Genomic DNA, 16,572 nt, shown 5'->3' on the forward strand with positions numbered 1-16,572 from the left:
CTGATTGTAGATTTCACTCCATCGCAACCCGCATGGAGCTACAAGAATGACCGCCACAACCATCAACTTCGCAGGCTTCACCGGCTTCTTGGGCCGTGGGGCAGCTCCGCGCGAGCTGCAGTGCTTGATGGCGGTGGCGTCTGGTCAGACCTCAAAAGAAGCAGCGCGAGAGCTTGGCGTATCGCCAGACACTGTGGACAAGCGCCTCTTGTCACTGACCACGAAACTTGGCGTCACTCGCCGTGCAGCGCTCGTAGCTAAAGCGTTCTCGCTTGGCCTGATCAAGGTGGCGGGTGTAATAGCTCCTAATCCTGAGCCACAACATCAAGAAGACGGCGACCAGCTCGAAGGCGTCTTTATCGCCTAACCCAAAACTGATTTTTGCGAAAGCCAACAACGCGGCCGGGATTTGTTCGGCCAGGAGAAAGTGAAATGAAGCTCTTCAAGCTCTTGCTTTTGTTCTTGCTCTACCTGTTCGCAACGCTGATCTGGTTCTCCGAGGCCGTGCCGGTGATTTTCGATAACCCCAGCGACTTCGAGTTGATCGGCGGCGTGTTCGGCATCTGCGTCTGGATGATCGTCACCGCCTCTCTCGTGATTTACGTAATTCAAACCCCGCGCAAAAGCGCACCCACTGAAAGGAAGTAATCATGCTCGGTAAATTGTTCGGTAAGAAATCTGGTCAGGCCCGCGCTGCGGTAGCCAAGCTGGCCAACCGTGACCTGATGGAGGCCGTGGTCTACGGCTCCATTTATGTCGCCGCGGCTGATGGTGAGCTGGAAGAAAGCGAGCTCTCCAAGATCGAGACCATCCTCAGCAACAACCCGGCGCTGCAAGGATTCGGCGCGGAGCTCTCCAACACCATCGACCGCGCCAAGACCGACTTCAAGTCTGGTGCCCGCATTCTTCGCCAGAACGCAGAGAAAGAGCTTGGTGACCTAGCGCACTCGCCAGCCGAAGCGCTGACCGTGCTCAACGTGATGCTGACCGTTGCCGAAGCGGATGGCGAGATCGAGCCGGCCGAACTGACCGCCCTGGAGCGTAGCGCCAAGCTGCTGGGCCTCAACCTGAAAGACCACCTGTAACCATGCTGGCCAGGTTCGGTGCCAGGGCACGTTCGCTGGCGGCCTACGGGCTCGCCGGTGGCGTTGTCTTCGTCGACTCGGCTAGTCGCATCTTCTCAATGGTGGGCGACCTGGTTCTGGTTGTCCTGCTGTTGGTGGTGCTGATGACCGGTAAGTCAAAGCCCAACTGAGCCCATCCACAGCCGCCGCTGGCGCACATCTGCGCCATCGGCCAGGAGATCATCATGAAAGCACCACTGATCAATATTCGAAACCTGCACATCAGCCTCGGCACTTTTCTGCCAGAGCAGCTAGCGCCCGGCGTCAGCTTCCTGGAACCAGGTACCGCTGTGCCTGCCGCGACTGCGACACCTGCCGGTGACGTGCTCGTCCCACCAGCCATCGGCGAATACTGGGTTGGCCAAGGCGGGATCTATGCCGGCATCCAGCAGGATGAGGATGGTCAGCTGTATCACAAGATATTTGCCGCAGAGGATGTGGGCCGCTTCGCCTGGGGCGAACATGGCACTGAGACCACCGTCACCAGCAAGTCCAATGGAGTGCTGAACACCTGCATCCTGCGCGATACCGACGGATCGTTTCCGGCTGCTGAGGCTGCTGGCAACTACACCGCCGACGGGCATCACGACTTCGTGCTTCCGAGCATTGCCGAGTTGAACCATGCGTGGACGTTCATCCCGGACAGCTTCGCCAAAGAGGCGTACTGGAGCAGCACGCAGCGCTCCGCCGACGGCGCCTACAGCATGGCCTTTGGAGCTGGCTGGCTCGGCAGCAGCGGCAAGGGCATCGAGCGGCTCACGCGCCCTGTCCGCAGCCTTCCTATCCAGTAATTCATTCCTTCAATTGCTTCTGCGGCTTCGGCCGCACTGGAGATCCGCATGTGCGCCACAAATTACGACTCCCGCACCGCCGACAAGTTTGTGGTGCGCTTGCCCGACGGCCTGCGCGCCGATATTGAAGCAGCAGCGAACGCCGGCGACCGCAGCATGAACAGTGTTTTCATCCAAGCCGTGCGCCAGTACCTGGATGGTCAGAACCGCCAGCAAATCCTGCTCGACGCGCTGGCCAACACCGTCACCACTCCCATGTCAGTCAACCCGATGCACATTGACGATCGCGTGAGGATGGCCGCTGATGCGCGGCGCTACGTATGGCTTCGCGATACGGCATACAACACGCCGCGCCAGGATCTGGTGCCTCGCGATAAACAAGGAACCATGCTGGTTGGTGACGATCTCGACGCTGATATTGAGCGGGCTATGACAGCATACCCAGGCTGGGCGGAGGTTGAGCAATGAAGCGACGCCAAATATCCCCCGCCGCCCTTCCCGCCATCGGCCAACCTTTCGCCGGCGGCTTCTACGCTGGCCGGATCTATTTCGACGGTGCCGAGTACGCGCTGATCGATGCTGGCCGCGACTTCGAAACCTCCGCCCACTGGTGGGACCACGACGGCCCGCGCCCACGCATCCGAGGTGCAACGCATCGCTTTGATGGCATGGCCAACACCCTAGCCATGAGCGCGGAAGGCTGCACCATCGCTACCAAAGTACTTGGGATGAACATCCGTGGCACCTGGGGCTGGCACATCCCGAGCATCGAGGAATTGAACGTGATGCGCGGCAACCTGCTTCAGCTCGAGGGTTGGGACTACCGAAACCGTACAGGCAGCAACGCAGCGCCTCAGGCCTTCGTCGGCGCGGTGGACTACTGGTCTAGCACGCAAAAAGAGAACGCTGCCACGGCCTGGTGCCTGCACATGCTTCCTTGGTGCGTGCCCGATAGCAATTGGGTCAGTGCCTGCAAGGGCATCCGTCCGGTGAAGGTACTGCAGATCAGGGCTGATGCTTTCGTGCATGAGCCTGTCAGCGATTCGCCGGTTACTGCGCAGGTCGACCTGCAAGGCCTGACCGCCAGCCCGGCCGTGGCCGAGGTGCTGGGCCAGTTCATCAACGAGGACACCGGCCGCTTCTATGGCCGCACCGACGACCTGCTGGCCCAGCTGGCGATCATCGCTGGGGAGGCTCGACCATGAAAACCATCATCACCATGATCCTGCTGCTGATCGCTGGCCAGGCCTCGGCCGGTGAACAGGTGATCGACGTGCAGCACGACAGCGTGCGCGGCGTCACCTGCTGGATATTGAACAACACCGGTATCAGCTGCCTGCCGGACAGTTCGCTCCTACAGACGCCCACCAGCAGCACCACCGACGAAAGCCAAGCGGCGCGGGCTTCTCTGGCAACTTCCATGTGCCAAAACGAGCAATTGAGCACCGGCCTGCTCCCACATGAAAAGGGGTTCCAGCTATGAGTCGCATCAACGGCACCAAGGGACAGCGCCTGATCGAACTGTTCAACGCCCTGCAGCGCCGGGAAACCACGTTCGGGCAGATCTACGCCATGTCGGCATCGTGCGGCATCGACGCTCGCCGGGTGCTGGCTGACCACTTTCAGCGAGGTGCGAACCATGGGTAAGCAGTTTGAAACGGAGCGAGACCGTGCTGAGTATTGGAAACAGCGTGCCAAAAGTGCCGAAGGTCATCTGTTCGCCAGCGACTTCAAGGCGGCAGTAATGGCACTGCACGCGTGTACGAACTTCGAATCGACGCCATGGGATGAATTGTCTGGGTGCCAGCTGGGCAAGCTTTATCGGGCGACGGGCTCAGTCATTCGCGTGGTTAATGCCCGGCGTTGCACGCGCGCCCCGAACGATACAGATTCCGAAGAGGTGATACGCGCGCTGAACGCCGAGCTAGATAAGGCCGGCGAGGACTACGACAAGGCCTGGCGTCACGATTTGAACGACAAGAACAACTATCAAGTGTTGGTTGCGGAAGTCGCTCGGCTGCGTGCCAATGCAGGCCGATACCAGTTCATCGCTGACAACGCTTGTGACGTGAGCTTCTACGTGGCCAACACAGATAGTGGTGACGGCGATACAGCGCCTGGCCCGCGCGTCGAACTAACCCGGGATCAATACCCGCTGGAAATGTTTGGCACCGGCAAGGCGAAGCTGGATTTCGCGGTAGACGCATTGATGGCGACAAAAGATGTCGCGACACAATCCACGGACACCGAAAACGTGTCGCGACACGAAGGCGGGCAGACATGAGCGCAGCTAGAGTCATAGAGTTTGAGGAGTTGCAGCGGATCACCGGCTATACGCGGCGTGCTGACGTGGAGAAAGCGTTGCGTGGGGAAGGAATACGAATATTCCTAGGCAGGAAGGGGCCTTGGACTACCGTCGACCTGGTAAACCAGGCGGGCGGGCTCAAGCCAATTGATCAAGAAAAGTATGACGCGGACATAGTATGAAGCGAGGAAGGAAGCGCCAGCACAACCCGAACATCCCTGGGCATATTGACCAGGCGGCCCTGCCACGCTCGGTGTATTTCGACCACCGGGGGGCGGGGTGCTGGTACATCCTGTATTTCAATGAGGCAGGCCGGCGCCAGCGGCAGAACCTGTGTGCGGGCAATGTGACGCTTTCGGAGCTTCACCGACTGATCGAGGAACGCAACGGCGTAGACCGCGACAGCCTGCAGTACCTCTGTGACGAATTCCACAAGAGCGACCAATACAAAACCCTCAGCCCGAAAACCCACGACGACTACGTCTACTCCCGCGATGTGCTGCTGGCGTTCCCGACAAAGCTCGGCAAGCCGCTGGGCGAGCTGGCGGTGCTCAAGTTCACGCCGGCGCTGATTCAGCGGATCATCGACAAGATCGCCCAGGAGGGCAAGCCATCGAAGGCCGCTCACGCTCTGCGCTACCTGCGCCGTGTGATGCAGTGGGGCCGCAACCGTGGGTTCGTGAAGGACAACCCGGCAAAGGGCATCGAGTCTCCCAAAGAGCGCAAGCAGCGCCGACTGCCAGACGACACGGTCATGGTTAACCTGATCAGGTTCGCGAAGCAGCAGGGCCAGCTCAAGAGCGGCCAGCCTGGGGCCTGCTCGCCTTACCTTTGGTATGTGATGGAAATCGGCTACCTCTGCCGCCTACGCGGTATCGAGACGATCACACTCACCGACGAGAACGAACTCGCCGAAGGCGTGCTGACCAACCGCCGAAAAGGAAGTCGGGACAATATCGTACGCTGGACGCTTCGGCTGCGCGCTGCCTGGGATGCGGCCAAGGCCGTCAGGTCGGAGACGTGGGAAAGAAAGCGTGTACCGGTACCAATCCGTGCAGACCAGCGCTTTCTGATCATCGCCGCCACCGGCAGACATTTGTCGAAGTCAGGGCTCGACACAGCCTTTCAGCGGCTGATCGTCCAGGCGATCGACAAAGGAATCCTCACCGAGGAGCAGCGCTTCGGAATGCATGACTTCAAGCGCAAGGGCATCACCGATACCGTGGGCACCCGGGCGGACAAGCAACAGGCGTCTGGGCACAAAGACGAATCCATGATGGACGTGTACGACCTCAGCGTTCCAACCGTGAACCCTTCGGCTGAATGAGCTTAGGAGCGTGCATGTGACTTTATGAGCGATCCATTCGTCGGAAGCTTGCTTGAATTCTTTGTTTGTACTATTACTTCGATGATAGCTAATTGACGTTATAGTAGTTATGTTGATAATTGCGCGACTTTGAATTCTCCATGGCAGGGCAAGGATGACCACAAACGTTATTTGTCGGACCAAAAAGCTACTGACCAGCGATTCGCGGTGGTCCTGCAGTATCGTGGGCTACCCTGATCACATAGCTTTTGTTGACAATACAGGCTTCGACAAGCTCGCAGTGCGTCAGGCACATGCCCTGGTTTTCGCAGGTGACGGCGAGCTGATCGCGGCGTGGAAGGCATGGTTCACTGCCAAAAGTTTGGATTTTGGCAAAATGCCAGGTTTCCACAGGCTGATACCAGGCACGAATATTTTGGAATCAATCGTAATCAGCCTGGTCAAAAAACCATCATGTGATGTCATGTTCAGTTCTGGTAACTTCATGGCTCATGGTGAGGAAGCGCGCTTTTCTGGAAGCGGTGCCCAGTTTGCAAAGGATTGTTACGCTCGTAATCTGTGTGGACGTACCGCGATTACGACTGCCGGCCAGAGCGATCCAGCTACCGGCGGCGAGACGAAATTCGTGGAACTTGAGACAGGGTCAACAAATCTGACCGTGCTGCAGGCCACGTTAAATGAACTGAAAAATGCGCTCAATGTGCGAGGGTTCGTAATGGATACGACTACTAAGACTGTGACCCCGATCAATGCATGGCAACCAGGCTCTGCTGACGCCAAGCGCGCCATCGTCAGCAGCGTGGCGTCCATCTCCGCCCCGACGGGATTGCCGACTAGATGCTGGTCTGACCAAGAGCAAAATGAATTCGTTAAGGCTCTGCGCGAAGTTGAGCGTGAAGAGGCAGCGATGCAGTAATGTGTCGAGTACAAAAAAACCCGCATTAGCGGGTTTTTTTGTGTCCATAGATAACCAATCTCTTCCTGAGCAACTGATTAAACCGAAAGCTGCTCACAGCTTTATCCACAGTCAAGCGGTAGAGAATGCTGTACAGAACCCCAGTCTTTTTCGCGTACAAAAACTACGTCCTTACCTGCAAAATAAGGTCGAAACGCATATAGCTAGCGTACAAAAGAATCGCTGCAAGCTAGACCGATACTGACTAAGGGGCCTGACTTGTAATCAGTAGGTCCCGGGTTCGACTCCTGGTGCCGGCACCATACAAAACGAAGCCCCCACAGAAATGTGGGGGCTTTGTTGTTTCCGCACGTCCTCTTTTTGTCCACACACCGCAATCCGGGAGCCTCGCGGGGCCGTCCAACCCACCGACGATCTGCGTGGCCAAGACAACGGATGCTGTCTCTCAGCCCAGTTGCTCACAGAAGACGCAGCAATGACGAAGGACACGGACCGTTATGCCTGGGCCTCGCATTATTTGCAGGAGATGAGCAAGGCGGTGATTGATGATGCGGTGAAGGTGTTGGAGTCGCCAGGGAATGTTGAGCACTAAAGAAGTCGTGTGGTGCGCGGGCTGACGTCATCGCGGGCAAGCCCGGCTCCCACAGAGGAAAGCCCTGGCCTGAATAGGTCGGGGCTTTTTTGCGAAAGGCTAACCACGCGCCAAGAGCCATATGGCACTTAGCCACTTTTCCAATTGACACCCCCTCCCCACTCCGTTAAAACCCCCGCCTTGCTTGCGCTTTTATCGAGACATGGATGTTGTCCAACCCTCCGCTGTTCAAATACCGCCGCTATTGGCTGGCGGTCATCATCGTGTTGCTGGCGATTCTTGATCCTTTCGGCCTGGCCAGTTCCAGCGACAAGGCGTCGGCGCAGTGGCTCAATCGCATGTTCGCCAGCCATTACCCGAGCGTCGCGCAGCAGCGCGTGGCGGTGGTGTTGATCGATGATGCCTACCTGATGCGCAACGACACCTCTTGGCCAATGCCCTACGGCGAGCAGAGCAAGTTGTTCAAGCGTTTGCTGGCGTACAAGCCGCGGGCTGTGTTTGTGGATTTGCTGTACAGCCATGACCACTCGTTGGGGGACCCAGCGCGGGGCAGTCAGTTGCTGGCGAATGTGTTTGAGCGTTATCAGCGCCAGGGCATCCCGCTGTGGTTGGCCAATACCGGGTTGACGCGTGCGCAGGCGGGCCAGGCCAATACGCTGGCGCCTTTTATGCAGGTCAGCCGCCCAGCCCTGGTGGTGTGGGAAGGGGTGGACGACAAGTACCCACTGGCCAAGCAAACACAGGCCGGGCTGATGGAAACCCCCGCCTTGGCGCTATACCGGGTGTTTTGTGCCACGCAAGACTGCCAGCCGCCGCCGGTGGATGCGCAAACCGCTGCGCAGCGCCAGCCCATAGCGGTGCAATGGGGGCTGAAGCTTGCAGCGGAACAGGCGCGTATTGCCGATATTCGCCACTGCGCAGCGCCGCGGCATTTTTTGCTGGACGGGGTGGCGCAGTTGTTTCAGGCGGTGTTCTGGAAGCTCGACGACTCGGCCCAGGCGCGATGCCCTTATACGCTGACGTTGTCGGCCAGTGACCTGGAGGTCAGCGACCCCAACGACCAAGCCTTGATCGCCGAGTTACTCCACGACCGCCTGGTGCTGGTGGGCGCCAATATCGCGTCCACGGGAGACCTGGTGGAGTCGCCAGTACACGGCCAGCTCCCCGGCGTTTACCTGCACGCCATGGCCCTGGATAACCTGATTAATACAGGTATGGACTACGACCATGAACCGGCCAACTTTCCGCACCTGCCGTTCAACTGGCTGGACCTGCTGGAGCTCGCGCTGCTGGCGTTGATCGCCGTGCTCAAGGCTTTGCACGCACGACGCCTGGCGGGCCATCGCACCTGGAGCCGCTGGCGGCGCCAGGAAATCTGGTTTTTTACCTCGCCGTGCCCGTCGTGGCTGTTGGTGATGTCGATGTTGGCGGCGGTCAGTGTACTGCTGAGCCTCAATGACATCACCCCGGTCAACGTGCTGGGCATTGTATTGCTGTCGTTGGTGTTGTTCAGCGAGCGGATCGAAGCCTTCTTCGACCGCGATCGCTGAGTGTGCCGTCTTGTCATTTGACTCAAGGAACCCAAGGATGAACAGAAGCCTTATCGTCTTGCTCGCCGCCCTCTTCACCCAGGGCGCCTGGGCGCAAACCCACAATATCCAGGCGTTTCTCGCCGACCCGGTGACGGTGCTCGACGAGCAGGGCAAGCAACAGCGTGAGTTGGCGAAAAAGGATGCGCCCACCCAGCCCGTGCCGGTGTTGCAGTACAACCAGGCACTGGACTTGGTGCAGGTAGAGCTGGCAGGCCAGAAGGTCTGGCTGGACACCATGGACTTGCGCATCGAACCGCCGCTGAACGTCGTCGACCTGCCCTGCCAGGGCCTGACCAAAAGCCAGGCCAAGGACAGCCGCAACAATTCCACCATTGGTTTTGGTGCCGGTTGCAATCAATAAAAGGAGCGTTACGGTGAAGGGATATCTAGTGGCAGCCAGCTTATTGGCCAGTTCGGTGCTCAGTGGTTGCGCCACCTTGAAGGGTGCGGACCAGGCATTCCTGAACCTGGTGGGACCCTCGACCCAATCCCGGGTCCAGGGCCACTACGTGGACAACACCGACGTGCGCCAGTACTACAAGCTCGACCCACAGCGCCAGAGCCAGCAGCGCCTGAGCTATGACGGGCGAGCGGTGCCGGCTGCCGAGGCGCGCCAGCAGAACCTGGTGGATATCCCGATGCTGCAAGGCTACTTGCAAGGCATTGTCACGCGCTTGTCCAAGGGCTGGCCGGGGGAGTTGCCGCCGCTGCAGGTGAAGATCACCGACAGTTATGGCTTCGGACCTTCGGCGGACCCTTACGGCAACCTGTTCGTGCCGCTGGGCATGCTGGATAACGTTGCCAGCGAAGACGAAATCGCCGCGATGCTTGGCCACGAAATGAGCCATGTGCTGCTGCATCACCATGACCGCATGGCCGCCTTCCAGCAGCAGAAAGACATGTTTACCACTGTCGCCTCCACGGTCGCCTTGGCCACCATGGCTGCCGATACTGGTGTCGACCGCAGTTCCGGGACGATGAAGCTGTTCAGCAAAGACCCGGCCGGTACCCAAAAGACCATCGGTAACACGGTGCTGTACACCGCGCTGGCCAATACATTTTCCGACCAGGTGTGGAGCACCGCCTGGGGCCGCAGCCAGGAAGACCAGGCCGACCTGCTCGGCACCGACTTGATGATCCGCGCCGGCTACGCCCCGCGCGCTGCTACCCACAGCCTGGAGCGCCTCAACGACTTCCAGGGCAAGCAGAAACCGTTGCTCACGGGGTTCCTCACGGCGCGCAAGAATGCCATGCAGGATTCTCTGCAGCAGTTCAATCTCAACCAGTTCACCAAAGAGCTGGACGTGCTGGTCAAGGACGGTCTGACCACCGGCCTCACCGCGACCACGCAGTACTTCAACCGCTCGCATATGTCGGCCATGGACCGCGATACCGAGCTGCGCCAGTACTTGCAACGCGAATATCGCCAGGAGCGCCGCGCCCGGGTCAACCCGCAAAGCTGGTCGAAAATGAAGAACACGCCCCAAGTGGCGAAGGCCTTGCAGGGCTACAAAGACGCATACTTCGCAATCGATGCCTTGGAGAAAAACAAAGTGCCGGACGCCGAAAGGTTTATCCGCAAGGCCCTGGCGTCGCCGGTCAAGGACCAGCCGAGCATTCGACGCACGGCCTATACCGTGCGCCTGGCCCAGGGCAAAAACAGCGAAGCGCTGAAAGAGTTGCAGGCGATCAAGGACTGGTCCCTGGCCGGCCCTTCCACCTATGACTTGATGATCAGCTACCACCTCAAGCGGGGTGACGGGCAATCGGCACTGGCGATGATCGACAAGGCCGAACGCAACCTGGGCTCGGAAGAACTGTTCATCACCGAAAAGCTGTTGGCCAACCAGCAACTGCAGAATGCACAGCAGGTACAAGCCGTGCTACGCAAGTGCGAGCAATACCCGACACGCAAGGAAAACTGCAAGAAGCTCGCGCCGGTCAAGGCCTGACATTCAGTCTCGCCGCCAGGCATAAAAAAACCCCGAACCAGTCGGGGTTTTTTATTGCCTGGGATCAGGCGCGACGCTCGATCAATTAGAAAACGTTGATCGGGTAGTCGGCGAACAGACGGATTTCGTTACCGCCTACGTTGTAGTTGCTGGCGTTGTTGGAAACGCGCAACCACGAAGCGCGAGCACGCAGGCTCAGGTCTTTGGCTGGGCCGCTCTGTACCACGTACTTGAACTGGTTCCAGATTTCACGCTCGGTGCCATCGCCACGGCCGCTGCCGTCGTCGATGTTGGTACCACGCACGTAGGCGATGTTGTAGGTCAGGCCCGGTACGCCGAAGGTGGCGAAGTCGATGCCGTAACCTGCTTGCCAGGAGCGCTCGTCCTTGCCGTTGAAGTCAGACCAGTAGGAGTTGGCCAGCAAGATGGTATTGCCGCCGTCGCCGATGCCGCCAGCGTTGCGGTAGCCGCCGTACAGGTAGCCGGTGTCACCGGTGCTGCGCTGGTGAGCGATGGTGAAGCTGTGCGGGCCAACAGCCCACGTGGCGCCCAGGCTCCAGATCTTGTTGTCGCGCGCATCCGCATCACCTTGGTTTTCCAGGGCGAAGCTGCGGTCGAGCTTGGTTTTGTAGCCGTTGAAGTCAAATGTCAGCGACTGTTGTTCTGGCAGGGCCAGCACGTAGTTGACGTTGACGTATTGCTTCTTCAGCACGTCCTGCATGTCGGAGGCGTACAGGGCAGCCGACAGGCTTTCGGTGAATTTGTAGCTACCACCGATGTAGTTGATGCTCTTCAAGCGGCCGCTGTCGCTGCCCTCGGCGCTCTTGCGAGCTTCCTTGGTGAAGTGACCGGCGTCCAGTTGCAGGCCGGCGATCTCTTTGGAAACGATCGAGGTACCCTCGTAGGTTTCCGACAGCAGGCGCGAGTTGTCGTATTGCAGGACCGGCACGGCTGGCATCTGCTGACCGTATTTGATCACGGTGTTGGAGATACGCGCCTTGACGGCTGCGCCGCCTTTGGCCAGGTCGTTGGCGGCTTCGCCACTGTCACCCTGCTTGAAGAAATCGATACCGCCAGCGCCGCTGCGACCTTTACCGCCGTCAAGGCGGATAGCGTATTGCCCGATCACATCCACACCCACACCCACGGTGCCTTGGGTGAAGCCGGACTCGAACTTGCCGATGAAGCCTTGGCCCCATTCGGCTTTGTCCTGCTTGCCGTTTTTGTAGTCACGGCTGATGTAGGCGTTACGTGCCGCGATGTTCAGGTGGCTGTCTTCAACGAAACCCTTGGATTGTTCCTGGTCGTTTGCCATTGCTGTCGATGCGCTCAAAATCCCCAGAGCGATCAGACTCATCCGTTGCTTCAACATTTTCTTATATTCCTTATTACTGGTTGAGTACGCGCTGTGACACCAGGCTCCGTGTTGCTTTTCTGGTGTCGACTTTTCCAGCTAAAAGAAGGCCCGCGGACGACTGAACTGCCGCGGGCCTTTTTTTATTGGATGAGTCATGGCGGTGAGCCACAGGCGTTGGGCGCAATCCTATGCGTGCATTGAACTAAGTGTCAATTTCGTGAATCGTCTGTATTTAGGCGATATTCGTCTAAGCAGCGCTCTAAAGCGCTGCGATGAGAAGCCTTTAATCTCCCCTCGCACCCTTGAAAACACATTAAGTAACAAATCTAACAAGCGACATCTTAGGGAATAGATAACACGCGCAAATGCAAAGCATTACCATTCGCGAAATTTCCTGCCAAACCAGTTGGATACACTCCCCATGCTTGCCCCTCGCCTGACGCCCATCTCTCTTGGGTTCTCTGTTTTGCTGTCTACCAGTTTTGCCTGCGCGGTGACGGTGTTGCCCGAAACCTCGATCCGCGCCGAAGCTGACGAAGACGACCCACGGGTCAGGGAGACCGATACCGCTACGCGCACCGCGACCTCCGTACGCTATGTGCCCCAGGCGATCGATTCGGTGAAAACCGAAAGCCTGCGCTCCTACGGCACCAACGACCTGGGCCAGGCGTTGAGCGGCATCCCCAACGTCAGCAGCGGCGCCGACACGCGTTTCGACAGCCTGCGTATACGTGGTTTCGATGCGAGCAATGACTTCTACCTGGATGGCATTCGCGACGACAGCCAGTACGTGCGCGACCTGCATAACATCGAACGCATCGAAGTGCTCAAGGGGCCGGCTGCGGTGCTCTATGGGCGAGGCGGCCAAGGCGGGATCGTCAACCGCGTGAGCAAATTGCCCACGCCGGGCCAGAAGTCGAGCATCGAAGCCCAAGGCGGCAGCAATGATCTGCGCAGCCTGTATGCCGACCTGAGCACCGACCCGACCGACACCATCAGCCTGCGTCTGAACATGGGCAACCAGGACAACAAAAGCTTCCGCGACGGCGTGAGTGGCAACCGCCAGTTGTTTGCACCTTCGATGAGCTGGCAGCTCACCCCTGAGCTGAACTGGCTGGTGCAATACGAATACAGCCGCTACAACCGCACGCCGGACCGTGGCATCCCTGGAGTTAACGGGCGCCCGGCTGATGTGAGTCGCAGCACGACCTATTTTGATAGCGGCGATTACATCGACGATAAATCCCAGTCCCTGCGCTCCAAACTCGCCTACGAGCTCAATGCCAACTGGCAACTGCGCCACACTCTCGGCGTGTTCAAGCTCGACAGCGATTTCGACAATACCTACCAGACCGGCTACGACCCGAAAACCAACACCGTCAGCCGCCAACACTGGCAACAGGACCTGACCACCCGCAATGTGTTCAACAACCTTGAACTGGAAGGTGGTTTTGATACGTTCGGCCTGGAGCACCGCCTGCTCACCGGTATTGAACTGGGTAGCCAGCGCCGCGATCCGAAGCTGTACTCGGCTCGGGATGGCAAGACTGTGCCGAGCCTGGACCTCAACCAACCCAATCGCCGCCTGAGCCATACCGGGAGCATGCGACTGTCGAGCAACAACCACACCGAAGTCGAAAGTCGCGCCCTGTACGTGCAGGATCAACTGCGCCTGAATGACCAGTGGCAACTCCTCGGCGGGCTGCGTTACGACCGCTTCGAGGTGGACACCACCAGCAAGCTGCTCAACACCCAACAGGACGTGAAGAGCCACAGCACCAGCCCGCGGGTGGGCCTGGTGTGGACGCCCCTGGAGCACCATTCGTTCTATGCCTCATGGAGCAAAACCTTCACACCAGCAGGCGGTGGCCTGATTGGCATCACGCCGAATGCGGCCGGCAGCGTCAACGACCTGAGCCCAGAGCTGACCAAGCAAAAGGAAATCGGCGTGAAGAGCGACTGGCTCGACGACCGCCTGAGCACCACCCTGGCCATCTACGAGTTGGAACTCTACAACCGCCGTACCAGCGACCCGCTGGACCGCACCATTACCCTGCTCACCGGCGAGCAACGGTCACGCGGTGTGGAGCTGACCGTCACGGGCAAGATCGTCGACAACTGGTACGTACGTGGCGGCGTAGGCGTGCAGGACGCCAAGGTCGAGAAGGACAACAATGGCTTTGAAGGCAAACGGATCAGCGATGTGGCCAAGCGCAATGCCAGCCTGTTCATCACCTGGAAGCCTGAGATGGGTTGGTATGCGGAAACCGGTTTGACTCTGGTCGGCGATCGTTACGCCGACAACCTCAACACCGTGGTGCTTGCGGGCTATGGCCGCTGGGACGCACTGGCCGGGTTCCGTCAGAAGGAATGGGACGTCAGGGCGGCGCTGAACAACATCGCCGACAAAAACTACTATGCCTCGGCGACCAGCGCGGCGCAGATCCAGCCGGGAGAGCCGCGTAGCGTGGTCGTCACAGGTACTTACAGTTTCTAATATTCAGCACAGCTCAAATGTGGGGGCGGGCTGCTCGCGAATACGGTCTATCAGTTGCACATTGGCTAACTGACCCACCGTATTCGCGAGCAAGCCCGCTCCCACATTTTTTAGATCTGCATAATTTCTAGTTTCTCATTAGTTCACACAGTGCGCGCACCTCATCCTCCGTGAACAACCCCACCGGGTAGCGTTCACTCATCACGCTGCGCCAGTCAGGCGTTTGCCTGATCTGTCGTGAGCCGTTCACCTTCAACCAGCGCGCCAGCGCATGGAGCGCGTCACCGTTGACCCGCACAGGGTGGAACGTGCGCGTGTTCATCAGGTTGATATCGGCATTCATTTCAGCGCTATCTCCTGCTGCATGAGCGGCTAACTTACTCAAGGTTTGTGACAGAACTGCGCAGTCATCTCCTTGAGCCACTGTTACGACAGCGATACAAGAGCTATGCCAATTCTTACTGTTCATTGGCATTCAGGTATAAAAAAGCCCGCGACCTGGTTGGGCCGCGGGCTTGCCGGGAACACTGCAATCGCACAGTGGTCGCTCGCCATCAAGGCGCTGTTACAACAGCACTCAATTTCTGTACGGGGCTGGCTGCTGTTGGGTCAGGCAATGGATATTGCCACCACCCAGTAACAGTTCGCGGCCCGGCACCATCACCACTTCGTGCTGCGGGAACAGGCTCTGCAGGATTTGCTTGGCCTGGTTGTCCAGCGGGTCGTCGAAACTCGGCGCGATGATGCCGCCATTGACGATCAGGAAGTTGACGTAGGAACCGGCCAACCGCACGCTCGGATTACGTTCCTGGCTACCGTCCACCGGGTCGACACCGGCGCACTCTTCCTCAGTGGCATACAGCGGCCCCGGGATCGGCATTTTATGCACGATGAAAGAGCGACCCTTGGCGTCGGTGCTGCGTTGCAGCACGTCCATGGCAGCCTGGCAGCGTGCGTAGTTCGGGTCTTGCGGGTCATCGGTCCAGGCCAGCAACACTTCACCCGGGCGTACGTAGCAGCAGAAGTTATCCACATGGCCGTCGGTTTCGTCATTGAACAGGCCATCCGGCAACCAGATGATCTTATCCACCGCCAAGCAGTCACTGAGCACTGCCTCGATGGCTGAACGATCAAGATGCGGGTTGCGATTGCGGTTCAACAGGCATTCTTCGGTGGTGATCAAGGTCCCTTCGCCATCGACATGAATCGAACCGCCTTCGAGCACGAAGCCTTTGGTGCGGTAACGCGGCGCGCGCTCGATCTCCAGGATCTTGCCGCCCACCTGGGAATCACGGTTCCACGGCGAATACAGACCGCCGTCAAAACCACCCCAGGCATTGAAATCCCAATTCACACCGCGCACTTCGCCACTGCCGTTGATCAGGAAAGTCGGGCCGGTATCGCGGACCCAGGCATCGTCGCTGGACATTTCCACCAGGCGGATATTGGGCACATCGAGGCGGGCACGGGCGTTCTCGTACTGGCCGGCGGAAACCGCAACGGTCACCGGCTCAAAGCGTGCGATGGCCTTGGCCACGGCCACATGGGCTGCCTGCGCCGGCTTACCGCCCAGGCGCCAGTTGTCCGGGCGCTCGGGCCAGATCATCCAGGCTTGGGTCTGGGGCGCCCATTCGGCAGGCATATGAAAGCCATCGGCGCGAGGTGTGCTGTGCAAAGTGGTCATGGCGATCAAGACTCCGAACGGGGTGAAGGGCGACTTTATAACGGATAAAAATCGACTTTAAAAGCATCTATGCAGGCCTGTAGCTAAAAACACCGCAAAATAGCCGATAACAATCGATAACTTGCCGAGGTTCAACCAGCAGCTTTGCGTGTTCCAACTATTAAGGGCAGCATGCGAGCCCTAGAGCCGAACCACAGCCCGGTCATCGCGGCAGATTTTCAGAACAAACCGGCCACAGGCGCTGTCCACAGTGCCGCTCGAGCAGGTATACCGCCTGATCGGGGCTCACTCGTGGGCCAGGTAAACTGGCACGGTGGGTCAACGTGGCTAACGACATTGTGACGATCTTTGTTTTTTCAGGCGTCTACATCGGCATTGTTAAGGGGCGTTAATCATCCCCTTCTGCTCGCGGTGCTTGCGCCGGCCCGATTCACA

The 16,572-nt window shown here is 58.7% G+C and carries 20 protein-coding genes and 1 pseudogene; 18 read left to right on the forward strand and 3 right to left on the reverse strand.

From position 1 onward, the window contains the following. Window positions 1-46 precede the first annotated feature (46 nt). The 17 genes and pseudogenes from FRT59_RS15825 to FRT59_RS15890 all read left to right on the forward strand — a co-directional run bounded on the left by FRT59_RS15825 (window position 47) and on the right by FRT59_RS15890 (window position 10,599). Entirely contained in the window at window positions 47-367 is a 321-nt protein-coding gene (locus FRT59_RS15825; RefSeq protein ID WP_153871640.1) for a helix-turn-helix domain-containing protein, read from the forward strand. 65 nt (window positions 368-432) lie between these two features. After that, window positions 433-648, forward strand: coding sequence for a hypothetical protein (locus FRT59_RS15830; RefSeq protein ID WP_153871641.1), 216 nt, complete (start codon window positions 433-435; stop codon window positions 646-648). A gap of 2 nt (window positions 649-650) precedes the next feature. Next, window positions 651-1,085, forward strand: coding sequence for a tellurite resistance TerB family protein (locus FRT59_RS15835; RefSeq protein ID WP_153871642.1), 435 nt, complete (start codon window positions 651-653; stop codon window positions 1,083-1,085). A gap of 2 nt (window positions 1,086-1,087) precedes the next feature. Beyond that, entirely contained in the window at window positions 1,088-1,255 is a 168-nt protein-coding gene (locus tag FRT59_RS27005; RefSeq protein ID WP_167524282.1) for a hypothetical protein, read from the forward strand. Window positions 1,256-1,309: 54 nt separating this feature from the next. Continuing rightward, on the forward strand, window positions 1,310-1,915 hold the full coding sequence (locus tag FRT59_RS15840; protein WP_153871643.1) for an Lcl C-terminal domain-containing protein: 606 nt from the start codon (window positions 1,310-1,312) through the stop codon (window positions 1,913-1,915). A 48-nt stretch (window positions 1,916-1,963) separates the two neighbouring features. Then, window positions 1,964-2,383: an Arc family DNA-binding protein gene (locus FRT59_RS27385; RefSeq protein ID WP_280818807.1), complete on the forward strand. Its 420-nt coding sequence runs from the start codon at window positions 1,964-1,966 to the stop codon at window positions 2,381-2,383. After that, the gene (locus tag FRT59_RS15850; RefSeq protein WP_153871644.1) at window positions 2,380-3,120 is read left to right on the forward strand and encodes a hypothetical protein; all 741 of its coding nucleotides are present in this window, start codon (window positions 2,380-2,382) and stop codon (window positions 3,118-3,120) included. The genes FRT59_RS27385 and FRT59_RS15850 overlap by 4 nt, the downstream gene beginning before the upstream one ends. Continuing rightward, window positions 3,117-3,398, forward strand: a complete 282-nt coding sequence (locus tag FRT59_RS15855; RefSeq protein ID WP_153871645.1) for a hypothetical protein — start codon at window positions 3,117-3,119, stop codon at window positions 3,396-3,398. The genes FRT59_RS15850 and FRT59_RS15855 overlap by 4 nt, the downstream gene beginning before the upstream one ends. Continuing rightward, window positions 3,395-3,562 (forward strand): hypothetical protein, encoded by a 168-nt coding sequence (locus FRT59_RS27010; protein WP_167524283.1) that lies wholly within the window; start codon window positions 3,395-3,397, stop codon window positions 3,560-3,562. The genes FRT59_RS15855 and FRT59_RS27010 overlap by 4 nt, the downstream gene beginning before the upstream one ends. Beyond that, a complete protein-coding gene (locus tag FRT59_RS15860) occupies window positions 3,555-4,199 on the forward strand; it encodes a hypothetical protein (RefSeq protein ID WP_153871646.1) in 645 nt (214 codons plus the stop codon). The genes FRT59_RS27010 and FRT59_RS15860 overlap by 8 nt, the downstream gene beginning before the upstream one ends. Continuing rightward, window positions 4,196-4,402, forward strand: coding sequence for a DUF4224 domain-containing protein (locus tag FRT59_RS27270; RefSeq protein WP_025858917.1), 207 nt, complete (start codon window positions 4,196-4,198; stop codon window positions 4,400-4,402). Before FRT59_RS15860 ends, FRT59_RS27270 begins: the two co-directional genes overlap by 4 nt. After that, window positions 4,399-5,547, forward strand: a complete 1,149-nt coding sequence (locus tag FRT59_RS15865; RefSeq protein WP_153871647.1) for a site-specific integrase — start codon at window positions 4,399-4,401, stop codon at window positions 5,545-5,547. Before FRT59_RS27270 ends, FRT59_RS15865 begins: the two co-directional genes overlap by 4 nt. Window positions 5,548-5,701: 154 nt before the next feature. Then, window positions 5,702-6,463 carry a hypothetical protein gene (locus tag FRT59_RS15870; RefSeq protein ID WP_153871648.1) on the forward strand — a complete coding sequence of 254 codons (762 nt, stop codon included), beginning with the start codon at window positions 5,702-5,704 and terminating at the stop codon, window positions 6,461-6,463. Window positions 6,464-6,911: 448 nt separating this feature from the next. Next, a pseudogene (locus FRT59_RS15875) lies at window positions 6,912-7,055 on the forward strand (DUF3077 domain-containing protein); the annotation flags it as partial. A 206-nt stretch (window positions 7,056-7,261) separates the two neighbouring features. Continuing rightward, window positions 7,262-8,605 (forward strand): CHASE2 domain-containing protein, encoded by a 1,344-nt coding sequence (locus FRT59_RS15880; protein WP_153871649.1) that lies wholly within the window; start codon window positions 7,262-7,264, stop codon window positions 8,603-8,605. 37 nt (window positions 8,606-8,642) lie between these two features. Then, complete coding sequence (locus FRT59_RS15885) at window positions 8,643-9,008, forward strand: hypothetical protein (RefSeq protein WP_034117263.1); 366 nt, start codon at window positions 8,643-8,645, stop codon at window positions 9,006-9,008. Window positions 9,009-9,021: 13 nt separating this feature from the next. Continuing rightward, window positions 9,022-10,599 carry a M48 family metallopeptidase gene (locus FRT59_RS15890; RefSeq protein ID WP_198809702.1) on the forward strand — a complete coding sequence of 526 codons (1,578 nt, stop codon included), beginning with the start codon at window positions 9,022-9,024 and terminating at the stop codon, window positions 10,597-10,599. An 85-nt stretch (window positions 10,600-10,684) separates the two neighbouring features. Here the strand turns inward: FRT59_RS15890 and FRT59_RS15895 are convergent, their stop codons facing one another. After that, complete coding sequence (locus tag FRT59_RS15895; protein ID WP_153871650.1) at window positions 10,685-11,971, reverse strand: OprD family porin; 1,287 nt, start codon at window positions 11,969-11,971, stop codon at window positions 10,685-10,687. 406 nt (window positions 11,972-12,377) lie between these two features. On the opposite strand from FRT59_RS15895, the gene FRT59_RS15900 reads away from it, so the two are divergent. Then, window positions 12,378-14,453, forward strand: coding sequence for a TonB-dependent receptor (locus tag FRT59_RS15900; RefSeq protein ID WP_153871651.1), 2,076 nt, complete (start codon window positions 12,378-12,380; stop codon window positions 14,451-14,453). 127 nt (window positions 14,454-14,580) lie between these two features. On the opposite strand, the gene FRT59_RS15905 is transcribed toward FRT59_RS15900, so the two are convergent. Next, window positions 14,581-14,796 carry a hypothetical protein gene (locus FRT59_RS15905; protein ID WP_034117259.1) on the reverse strand — a complete coding sequence of 72 codons (216 nt, stop codon included), beginning with the start codon at window positions 14,794-14,796 and terminating at the stop codon, window positions 14,581-14,583. Window positions 14,797-15,030: 234 nt separating this feature from the next. Further along, window positions 15,031-16,137 carry an agmatine deiminase gene (aguA, locus tag FRT59_RS15910; protein ID WP_034117258.1) on the reverse strand — a complete coding sequence of 369 codons (1,107 nt, stop codon included), beginning with the start codon at window positions 16,135-16,137 and terminating at the stop codon, window positions 15,031-15,033. Window positions 16,138-16,572 lie beyond the last annotated feature (435 nt).

Origin of the sequence: Pseudomonas haemolytica, assembly GCF_009659625.1 — a bacterium.
Classification (GTDB): domain Bacteria; phylum Pseudomonadota; class Gammaproteobacteria; order Pseudomonadales; family Pseudomonadaceae; genus Aquipseudomonas; species Aquipseudomonas haemolytica.

Bases quoted from the DNA above. Each gene is read 5' to 3' on its own strand.
- FRT59_RS15865 (WP_153871647.1), top strand. From the start codon at position 4,399: ATGAAGCGAGGAAGGAAGCGCCAGCACAACCCGAACATCCCTGGGCAT.
- FRT59_RS15905 (WP_034117259.1), bottom strand. From the start codon at position 14,796: ATGAATGCCGATATCAACCTGATGAACACGCGCACGTTCCACCCTGTG.
- aguA (WP_034117258.1), bottom strand. From the start codon at position 16,137: ATGACCACTTTGCACAGCACACCTCGCGCCGATGGCTTTCATATGCCT.
- FRT59_RS27005 (WP_167524282.1), top strand. From the start codon at position 1,088: ATGCTGGCCAGGTTCGGTGCCAGGGCACGTTCGCTGGCGGCCTACGGG.
- FRT59_RS15850 (WP_153871644.1), top strand. From the start codon at position 2,380: ATGAAGCGACGCCAAATATCCCCCGCCGCCCTTCCCGCCATCGGCCAA.
- FRT59_RS27385 (WP_280818807.1), top strand. From the start codon at position 1,964: ATGTGCGCCACAAATTACGACTCCCGCACCGCCGACAAGTTTGTGGTG.
- FRT59_RS15825 (WP_153871640.1), top strand. From the start codon at position 47: ATGACCGCCACAACCATCAACTTCGCAGGCTTCACCGGCTTCTTGGGC.
- FRT59_RS15855 (WP_153871645.1), top strand. From the start codon at position 3,117: ATGAAAACCATCATCACCATGATCCTGCTGCTGATCGCTGGCCAGGCC.
- FRT59_RS15870 (WP_153871648.1), top strand. From the start codon at position 5,702: ATGACCACAAACGTTATTTGTCGGACCAAAAAGCTACTGACCAGCGAT.
- FRT59_RS15860 (WP_153871646.1), top strand. From the start codon at position 3,555: ATGGGTAAGCAGTTTGAAACGGAGCGAGACCGTGCTGAGTATTGGAAA.
- FRT59_RS15880 (WP_153871649.1), top strand. From the start codon at position 7,262: ATGTTGTCCAACCCTCCGCTGTTCAAATACCGCCGCTATTGGCTGGCG.
- FRT59_RS15835 (WP_153871642.1), top strand. From the start codon at position 651: ATGCTCGGTAAATTGTTCGGTAAGAAATCTGGTCAGGCCCGCGCTGCG.
- FRT59_RS15900 (WP_153871651.1), top strand. From the start codon at position 12,378: ATGCTTGCCCCTCGCCTGACGCCCATCTCTCTTGGGTTCTCTGTTTTG.
- FRT59_RS15840 (WP_153871643.1), top strand. From the start codon at position 1,310: ATGAAAGCACCACTGATCAATATTCGAAACCTGCACATCAGCCTCGGC.
- FRT59_RS27270 (WP_025858917.1), top strand. From the start codon at position 4,196: ATGAGCGCAGCTAGAGTCATAGAGTTTGAGGAGTTGCAGCGGATCACC.
- FRT59_RS15885 (WP_034117263.1), top strand. From the start codon at position 8,643: ATGAACAGAAGCCTTATCGTCTTGCTCGCCGCCCTCTTCACCCAGGGC.
- FRT59_RS15895 (WP_153871650.1), bottom strand. From the start codon at position 11,971: ATGTTGAAGCAACGGATGAGTCTGATCGCTCTGGGGATTTTGAGCGCA.
- FRT59_RS15830 (WP_153871641.1), top strand. From the start codon at position 433: ATGAAGCTCTTCAAGCTCTTGCTTTTGTTCTTGCTCTACCTGTTCGCA.
- FRT59_RS27010 (WP_167524283.1), top strand. From the start codon at position 3,395: ATGAGTCGCATCAACGGCACCAAGGGACAGCGCCTGATCGAACTGTTC.